Source organism: Micromonospora sp. U21 (assembly GCF_018070045.1).
Lineage (GTDB): Bacteria > Actinomycetota > Actinomycetes > Mycobacteriales > Micromonosporaceae > Micromonospora.
In genome coordinates this window covers 1-677 of sequence record NZ_JAGPYK010000093.1, presented here as the reverse complement: position 1 = coordinate 677, position 677 = coordinate 1, and the positions used below count along the sequence as shown (strand labels likewise).

The window sequence follows — 677 nt, the reverse complement described above, 5'->3', positions numbered from 1 at the left end:
TCGTCATGCGCGTGGTACGCACAACCGGCCGGGTCCTGGTCGACCTGCGCGGATCGCTCGTCGTCAGCCTCCCGGTACCGACTGCCTGAACGCCAAGAATCCGGTCAGCCGCGGCGAACCCGCATGACGCCAACGTCTCCGACGCCGGTTACGCAAAGTCCGAGGCGCGATAGTCCTGCCACTTCACCCGACCTGACTGGGCACTACCAGGTCGCTGACCAGACGCGAGACTCAGGAGACAACATGGCGGCCAACGCCGAAAATATGATCACGTTGACCATCGCCGAGCATGATGTGGGTAACTCGAACCTGCCCGGAGCCACCACCCCCGACGCACAAGACCTCGTCATCACCAACAACAGCGCGCTGGGCATCTACGAGGCCACGATAGGGGGCCGGACAGCCGCTGGGCTCGTCTACAGCAAGGTCGGGAACCGCGTCGTACTGCTGGCGACATCCGTGCTCCCCGAGTTCCGAGGACAGGGGATAGCCGCCAAACTCATCGGCGGCGTCCTCGACGAACTGCGCACGCAAGGAAAGACCGCCACCGTCACATGCCCGTTCGCGACAGCATTCGTCAATGCTCACCCGGACTACGCCGACGTTCTAGACCCCGCATTCCCCCGGTCGCCCACAACCGGACACGGGCATTGAACACACGTCGTCGCGCCTGAACG

General features: G+C 64.1%; 1 protein-coding gene. It reads left to right on the top strand.

The features are described 5' to 3' along the window. Positions 1 to 243 precede the first annotated feature (243 nt). A complete protein-coding gene (locus KBX63_RS34900) occupies positions 244 to 654 on the top strand; it encodes a GNAT family N-acetyltransferase (RefSeq protein ID WP_210918686.1) in 411 nt (136 codons plus the stop codon). Positions 655 to 677: the final 23 nt, after the last annotated feature.

Coding starts and splice junctions, on each gene's coding strand:
- KBX63_RS34900 (WP_210918686.1), top strand. CDS start 244: ATGGCGGCCAACGCCGAAAATATGATCACGTTGACCATCGCCGAGCAT.